This window comes from Tessaracoccus sp. O5.2 (assembly GCF_964266725.1).
Taxonomy (GTDB): Bacteria; Actinomycetota; Actinomycetes; order Propionibacteriales; family Propionibacteriaceae; genus Arachnia; species Arachnia lapidicapta.
This window is the reverse complement of the sequence record NZ_CAXWGV010000028.1, coordinates 1-6,427: the sequence shown is the minus strand read 5'-3', so window position 1 is coordinate 6,427 and position 6,427 is coordinate 1. Positions and strand designations below refer to the sequence as shown.

The window sequence follows — 6,427 nt, the reverse complement described above, 5'->3', positions numbered from 1 at the left end:
CTTCCTCGCGCTCGTCGCGGTCCTGGTGGCCCTGGCAAAGTTCGTCGCCACCCGCCCCCCGATCGCCGAAGTGCTCGAACGCTGGGAGCACATCCTCTTCCCCATCGTTCTCATCGGCCTCGGCATCGTGATCCTCGTCAGCGGCGGAGCCTTCGGACTCTGACGTAGCGGCAGCGATCCAAACGGCCCCGACCGGGCGCACCCCTCTCGGTTCAGACCGCGACACCTACCTGCAGCCAGTCCTGCGTGATCGCGGCAACAAGACCGCCACGGAGCGCTGCAAAAACCCCGCCACCAAGCGAACGAAGCCACAGCCGCCGGTGCGACCGCGTGCCCTGGCTGCCGCAAGTCCGTCCTGCACGCGCTCGGCAAGAACGTCGCGTTCCATCTGAGCCAGTGCCCCGAGGATCGTCAGCAGCGCGGTGCCGAACGGCCCCGTGGTGTCGATCTCCGGGAACGCGAGGACGTGAATGACACTCCTACTTTGAACCTATCTTAGATAGAAGCCCATTTATCTAATCTAGGCGGCGGCTCGACAACATCAGTTGTCGAGCCGCGCTTCACTCTGTGCACTTCTGCGCTCGGTAGTTTGTAGATCGGGACGCTCGGGCGGAGATTCGTCAAAAGTAGGGAGTGGATCATGCTGCGCTGCCGTGGCGGCGCCCGGTTCGCACATCTTGGGGCCTGGAGGGATGTCAGGGGATGCCGTGCGCTCATGCCCAGGGTCGTGCGTCCTCGAGTGGCAACCAAGTCGTGACTGGAGGCCGAGTCCGCCGACGGTCATGACGTCACTCGCCCGCCCTTCTCAGAGAGCACTTCGCCTGCCTGGCTCGGGTGGCCGAACGGCTACTGGGTCGAGATGTCCCGTGCTCCCCCGAGTCAGAGACCCCGAACGCGCAGGCGGTCAGGACCGCCGCGATCGACAAGACGCGCGGCGACGACTGACCGGCGACAGCAGGCAGAGGGAACGAGCCCTTCCGCAGGTCGTGTCGGCGATCCTCCCTACGCTGGGGGGCATGATGTTCACGGCTCTACACCGAGCGCTCGGCATCGCGCCGTCACCGCTGACCGACGACCTGCTCGATACAGCGGTGGCCGCGGGCGTCGTGGAGGCGGACGATCTGGATTGGAAGTCGGAGCTGCCGCCAGCCAGGGGCCTGCCGCAGACGGACTTCCCGAAGGACGTTGCTGCGATGGCGAACAGCGGCGGTGGCGTCATCGTGTTTGGCGTGCGCGAGTCGCAGAAGGCGGCGACGGAACGAGTCGATGTAGGCGAGCTCGACGAGGCCTACGAGCGCTCCTTGCGGAGCGCGGCTATCACCGCAATATCGCCGCCCGTCTTCGGGCTCAACGTGCATCGCCTCGGGGCCGAAGGGAACCGGGCTGTCGTCGTGGAGGTGCCCGCGAGCATCGACGGGCCGCACCTGATCTACAAGAACGACTACTTCGCGGCGCCAGTACGAAACGACTCGGACACGGTGTGGATGAAGGAGCGCCAGATCGAGGCGATGTACCGGGCTCGGTTCGAGGAGCGCCGGCACGCGACCGAGGCATTGGACGCGCTGTACGACGAGGCGGCAACGGGGAGGGACTCTGACAAGCGCGCGTGGCTGGTCGCAGTGGCTCACCCTCGCATCCCTCGCGTGCGCGAACGGCTAACCCGTGACGAGGCACGAGGGGTGCTGACCAGGACCGTGGGGCTGGCCCTGACCTACGCCGGGCGCGGAGGCATCCACCCGCTGGAGAACGTCGACCGTGACAATCCGCGTCCTGGATTGCGGCGCTGGGTAGCCGTGAACACGGCGACCGGCGAGCGCTCGATCTGGAAGGAAGCGTGGATGAACGTCCACCATGACGGCTCGGTGATGGTCGCCGCGGCTGTCGGCGGGCATCGCATGAGCAGCGACGGGTACTTCGAGGGTTGGCAGGTGGAGTCTGCCGCCATCGAGTGCGCCATCGCCGATCTGCTGGCGCTTGCGAGGACCACAGCAGAGACGACCGGCAACGACGAGTACGACGTGCGCCTTGGGATCGAATGGGCCGGCGAGCAGCCGTTGACGATCCTGACCAAGGACAACTTCGGCTACGCCTACGACGGCGTTTCGGTTCCGCTGCACCGCTACACCCCGGTCGAGACCACCATCAACGCCGTCGAGCCCCCGCTTGACTTCTTCTGGCACGTTCACGACTTCGCGCAGGACTGCGTGAATCAAGGCGGGGTCTCCAACGTGCTGATGATCCAGCCACCGGCCCGCGACGAGTCGGTGTAGTCCGGCTTTCCCGCAAGCGCCGCACCGAGCCGGATTTGCTTCGGCTCGGTGCGGCGCGCGGTTTCAGCCTCTCTTCCTATGCGGCAGGGCGGACGGCCACGGGTTCCAGCGCCCAGCCCCGAACGCCCCTGCGCTCGACGAAGCGCCACTCCGCGCGGCACTTCTCGCAGGCGATCCACACATCGTGCTCACGGAAGCCGGGGACATTGTCGTGATCCTCGATGATCTTCCCGTCGCCGCAAGGGCACCGGTACTCGTAGCGCTCCGTCGTCCCGGCGCCTGCGCCCCACCCTCGATGTTCGGACGAATCCCTGCCGATCCGCTCGGTACGAACGGCGGCTGAGGATGGTTCTGTCCGCATCCATTCGGCGATCGAGGTGACCACGGCGTCGTAAGCCTCAGGCGAGTGTGAGACTTCGTGGAAGATCGCCAGGAGCTCGTCGGCGGTGTGGGCGACGCGGTGCTCGCTGTCGCGCACGCCCGCCGCGTAGTCGCCCGCGAGGTCGTTGCGGCCGACCTGCTGGATGAGCCAGTCGTGGAACGGAGCCGGCTCAGTGACCGGCTCTGGCCGGACCGGAAGTCGCCCGCCTCGGCCGAACCCTGAACAGTGGAAGAACGCGTTCTTGTCCTACTTCGACACCGGCCGCGCCAGCAATAGCGAGGCCATCAACGGGTTGATCGAGCTCCACCGGCGTATCGCCCGCGGGTTCCGCAACAGGGGGAACTACCCGACTACGCATGCTCCTCATCGGCGGCGGGCTGGGAGTGCCCCCACCGCAAGTGTGAAGAGCCCCCAAAGTCGACGTTGGCCAAGACGGGCTTGCCGCGAGACCCCGCAGCACCTCGGACGCCTCAGCGGCATCGGCAGTGGAATCGATGAACGTGGGCATGGTGACCTCCTGGTGCCGTCTGACGGGGAGGTGCGCACCGGTCTCCGGTTCCACGGTTGCTCGCGAGCTCGCTCGATACGATGGGGCCGTGGGACGCATTCCGGGGTATTACGAGTGGGACGACGATGACTTGACGCCCGGACGCAAGAAGGAGGGCGGGCTTCACCAGAACCTGTTCGATGCTGACGGCAGCTTGAGGGGAAGCGCACGGTTCGTCCCTGCGGATGAGGTTGACCCCGATCCCGTCTATGTCACGGAGTACGTCACAGAGCGTGTCTACGTCCCAGCCGAAGAGAGGCGCCTTACGCCAGAACAGCAGGAACTCGCTGATCTCATCAGCGAGGTGCTCATCGCGTTCATGGCCAAGGGAATCGAGCGGGCCAAGCCACACGTCAAGAAGTGGTGGACGGGGTCAGTTCGTCCTTTCGTAGGCGAACAGCGCGCCCGATTTTCACAGCTACGTTCAAGACGCCCGCTGAAGGCAGACCGCGCTCTACTCGAGTCTGATCACCTCCCCGAGAGCGCCGATCAAGTTCAAGCTGAGAGCGCCGTGGCCGTATCTCGCCCGAAGATGTCGAGCGCTGAAGCCCAAGCGCGGTATCTCGCAGCAATGGCCGCGCGTGCATTCAGTGAGGAACAGCTGACGATGGTTCGGAGCGCGGACATCATCGACGCCGAGAACATCGCCGAGGTCGAAGCGAGGATTGCCGAACTGCCGCCCAACGAGGTTCGGGAGCTGATGTCCAGGATGGTCACCGATCCTTCAATGCTCGGCGAAGAGACCCTGGCCGAGTTGGCCAGCGTGCTTGCGAGAGTCAGTCGCCCTGCCCAGGATAAGTTCCGCCAGCTACCCCGAGAACGCGACTGAGTATCTCCGACGCCCTGTGCTCTATGCCTGTCGGCAGAGCGGGAGAGCGGCAGCGGTGAATGCGGCGGCTTGCTGCCCGACGAGCAGCCCGGTCTCGCAGGATGCTTGGATCGCTGCTTGCTCGATGGCGGCGACGAGAGGCGTCGAGTTCTTCGACGGTGGGTGCGGAGACGGCGATGAGGCCGGAATAGCGGAGGATGCGGTGGCCGGCGGTGATGTCCTGACTTGGCTCACCATTGCCGGATCTGGGGGTCGAGTTCACGTTGACTAGGGGTTCGTGTCCGTGGGGTGTGCACTAATCGGGTGCTGGTTCTAGCCTTGGTGGCATGTCTCCCTACGTGCGGACGGTCAAGACCGCCAGCGGCGCGACCGCCGTGCAGGTGGTCTGGTCCAATCGTCGCGGGAAGAAGGACATGGACCACATCGGTTCCGCGCACACCCCGGAGGATCTCGAGGTCCTGAAGACCATCGCTCAGCAGCGGATGACGGCTGGTCAGGATGAGTTGGATCTTGGCGATGGGAGGCCGCGTGGGCGGGCGTTGACGATCCAAGCGTCACGGTCGGAGCATCTGTGGGAGGCGTTGGCAGGGGGCTACCGTGCCGTCGGTTTGGAGGGCACGTGTGCTGGGGATGAGGTGTTCAAGCAGCTGGTCCTGGCCCGGCTTGTCGAGCCGACGAGCAAGCTGGACTCGATCCGGGTCCTCGACGAGATCGGCATCACGCCTCCGTCGTATCCGACGATCAAACGCCGACTCCCGGCATATGCGGCTGGTGAGTGGCGGCGCCGGATCGCCGGAGGGTTCGCCCAGCACGCCGGTCTGGGGCCGGCGACCCTGGTCTTGTATGACGTGACGACGCTGTATTTCGAGACCGATGAGGGTGACGGGTTCCGCGAGTCCGGGTTCTCGAAGGAACGACGCCTCGAACCACAGATCACCGTCGGCCTGCTCGCTGACGCCACGGGATTCCCGTTGATGGTCAACGCGTTCGAGGGGAACAGGGCCGAAACCCGCACGATGATCCCGGTGCTGACGCAGTTCATGGCCGCGCACCGGCTCCCCGAGGTGACCGTGGTCGCGGATGCCGGGATGCTGTCCGACAGTAACTTGAAGGCGTTGGCGGGGGCGGGGTTGCGGTTCATCGTCGGGCAGCGGATCCCGCAGGTGTTCTACCAGCTCGAGCAATGGCAGAAGACCCACCCCGGCGAACAACCCACGGACGGGATGGTCCTGACCCAACCGTGGGCCCGCGGACCGTTGGAGGCGCAGCAGGCGGAGACGATCTACTACCAGTACCGCGCCGATCGGGCCCGGCGGAGCCTGCGCGGGATCGATGAGCAGGTCCGCAAGGCCGCCGACGCGGTCGCCGGCCGTACCGCGGTCAAACGCAACCGGTTCGTCCGCCTCGACGGCGGCAAGAAGAGCATCAACCTCGAGTTGGAGGCCAAGGCCCGCACGCTGGCAGGGTGGAAGGGCTACATCACGAACCTGCCCGACCCGACCGCGGAGATGGTGATCGGCGCCTATCACCAGCTCTGGCAGGTCGAGAAGTCGTTCCGGATGTCCAAGTCGGACCTGCGCGCCAGGCCGATCTACCACCACAAACGCGACTCGATCGAGGCGCACCTGACCATCGTGTTCGCCGCCCTGGCCGTCGCCCGATGGCTCGAGACATCGACCGGCGTGAGCATCAAACAGCTCGTGAAGACGCTGCGGCGCTACCGGACCATCGACATCCAGGCAGGCGACCAGACCGTCACCGCCGAAGACCCCCTACCCGACAACGTCACCCAACTCTTGGATCGGATCCACCAGCGCCGATAGCCCGCTCGACGGCCCCGAACGATGGGCACTAAATGAGCCAAGTCAGGTTCGACGGTGGGTGCGGAGACGGCGATGAGGCCGGAATAGCGGAGGATGCGGTGGCCGGCGGTGATGTCTGCTTCTTGCTGGAGTGCGTCGTGGTACTGGGCGGTCTGGAAGGCGTCTTCGATCTGGCCGGATTTCGCGCGCTGGGCCTGGTCGGAGATGTGCTCGACCTTCGCGTTGCGGATGTCGCGTGCGGCCTGGTCGGAGTGCATCGCGGTGCGGATCAGTGAGAACGATCGCTGGATGCCGTGGACAGCAGCACCGGCGACAGGAACCCCCGGATACACCAAGTATCGCGGCCACTCGCACCCCAGAGTACGGGTCGAAGAGAGAGGTGTGCATCGAGGCGGGCGAGAATCCGGCCCACGTCCGTGTCGGGCCACATGCGCAAAGCACTCTTCTAGTGGGTTCCAGCCGAGCTTCTGGCAGGCTCGGTCCTGTAGCGGCTGGCGGGTCAGCACTCTCCTCTTCTGATCGCTGTTTGAGGTCTTGCGGCAGACCGTGCGCCCGCTGGTCGTGGGGAGGCAGATC

Annotated in this window: 9 protein-coding genes and 1 pseudogene; 7 read left to right on the top strand and 3 right to left on the bottom strand. The window is 65.6% G+C overall.

Features of this window, described 5'->3' with window-relative positions; genetic code table 11:
* Positions 1-163, top strand: a 163-nt coding sequence (locus ACFQPD_RS09915) for a cadmium resistance transporter (RefSeq protein ID WP_385900458.1), incomplete at its 5' end; no start/stop codon positions are given.
* A gap of 63 nt (positions 164-226) precedes the next feature.
* On the opposite strand, the gene ACFQPD_RS09910 is transcribed toward ACFQPD_RS09915, so the two are convergent.
* Positions 227-472 (bottom strand): recombinase family protein, encoded by a 246-nt coding sequence (locus tag ACFQPD_RS09910; protein WP_366505691.1) that lies wholly within the window; start codon positions 470-472, stop codon positions 227-229.
* Between the two features lie 544 nt (positions 473-1,016).
* Between ACFQPD_RS09910 and ACFQPD_RS09905 the strand changes: the two genes are divergently transcribed.
* A complete protein-coding gene (locus tag ACFQPD_RS09905; RefSeq protein WP_385900455.1) occupies positions 1,017-2,270 on the top strand; it encodes a helix-turn-helix domain-containing protein in 1,254 nt (417 codons plus the stop codon).
* Between the two features lie 76 nt (positions 2,271-2,346).
* On the opposite strand, the gene ACFQPD_RS09900 is transcribed toward ACFQPD_RS09905, so the two are convergent.
* Positions 2,347-2,748 (bottom strand): hypothetical protein, encoded by a 402-nt coding sequence (locus ACFQPD_RS09900; RefSeq protein WP_385900454.1) that lies wholly within the window; start codon positions 2,746-2,748, stop codon positions 2,347-2,349.
* On the opposite strand from ACFQPD_RS09900, the gene ACFQPD_RS09895 reads away from it, so the two are divergent.
* From ACFQPD_RS09895 to ACFQPD_RS09885, 3 genes are read left to right on the top strand one after another with little or no spacing between them, the layout of a single operon-like run.
* The gene (locus tag ACFQPD_RS09895; protein ID WP_385900459.1) at positions 2,689-2,874 is read left to right on the top strand and encodes a hypothetical protein; all 186 of its coding nucleotides are present in this window, start codon (positions 2,689-2,691) and stop codon (positions 2,872-2,874) included. The two genes, ACFQPD_RS09900 and ACFQPD_RS09895, sit on opposite strands and share 60 nt — an antisense overlap.
* Positions 2,795-3,289 carry a transposase gene (locus tag ACFQPD_RS09890; RefSeq protein WP_385900453.1) on the top strand — a complete coding sequence of 165 codons (495 nt, stop codon included), beginning with the start codon at positions 2,795-2,797 and terminating at the stop codon, positions 3,287-3,289. Before ACFQPD_RS09895 ends, ACFQPD_RS09890 begins: the two co-directional genes overlap by 80 nt.
* Complete coding sequence (locus ACFQPD_RS09885) at positions 3,249-4,028, top strand: hypothetical protein (RefSeq protein ID WP_385900451.1); 780 nt, start codon at positions 3,249-3,251, stop codon at positions 4,026-4,028. Before ACFQPD_RS09890 ends, ACFQPD_RS09885 begins: the two co-directional genes overlap by 41 nt.
* 21 nt (positions 4,029-4,049) lie before the next feature.
* Here ACFQPD_RS09885 and ACFQPD_RS09880 read toward each other — a convergent pair.
* A pseudogene (locus ACFQPD_RS09880) lies at positions 4,050-4,248 on the bottom strand (PrgI family protein); the annotation flags it as partial.
* Positions 4,249-4,402: 154 nt separating this feature from the next.
* Here ACFQPD_RS09880 and ACFQPD_RS09875 point away from each other — a divergent pair.
* Positions 4,403-5,851 (top strand): IS1634 family transposase, encoded by a 1,449-nt coding sequence (locus ACFQPD_RS09875; RefSeq protein WP_385900456.1) that lies wholly within the window; start codon positions 4,403-4,405, stop codon positions 5,849-5,851.
* A 32-nt stretch (positions 5,852-5,883) separates the two neighbouring features.
* Positions 5,884-6,126, top strand: coding sequence for a hypothetical protein (locus ACFQPD_RS09870; protein ID WP_385900450.1), 243 nt, complete (start codon positions 5,884-5,886; stop codon positions 6,124-6,126).
* The last annotated feature ends 301 nt before the right edge of the window (positions 6,127-6,427 follow it).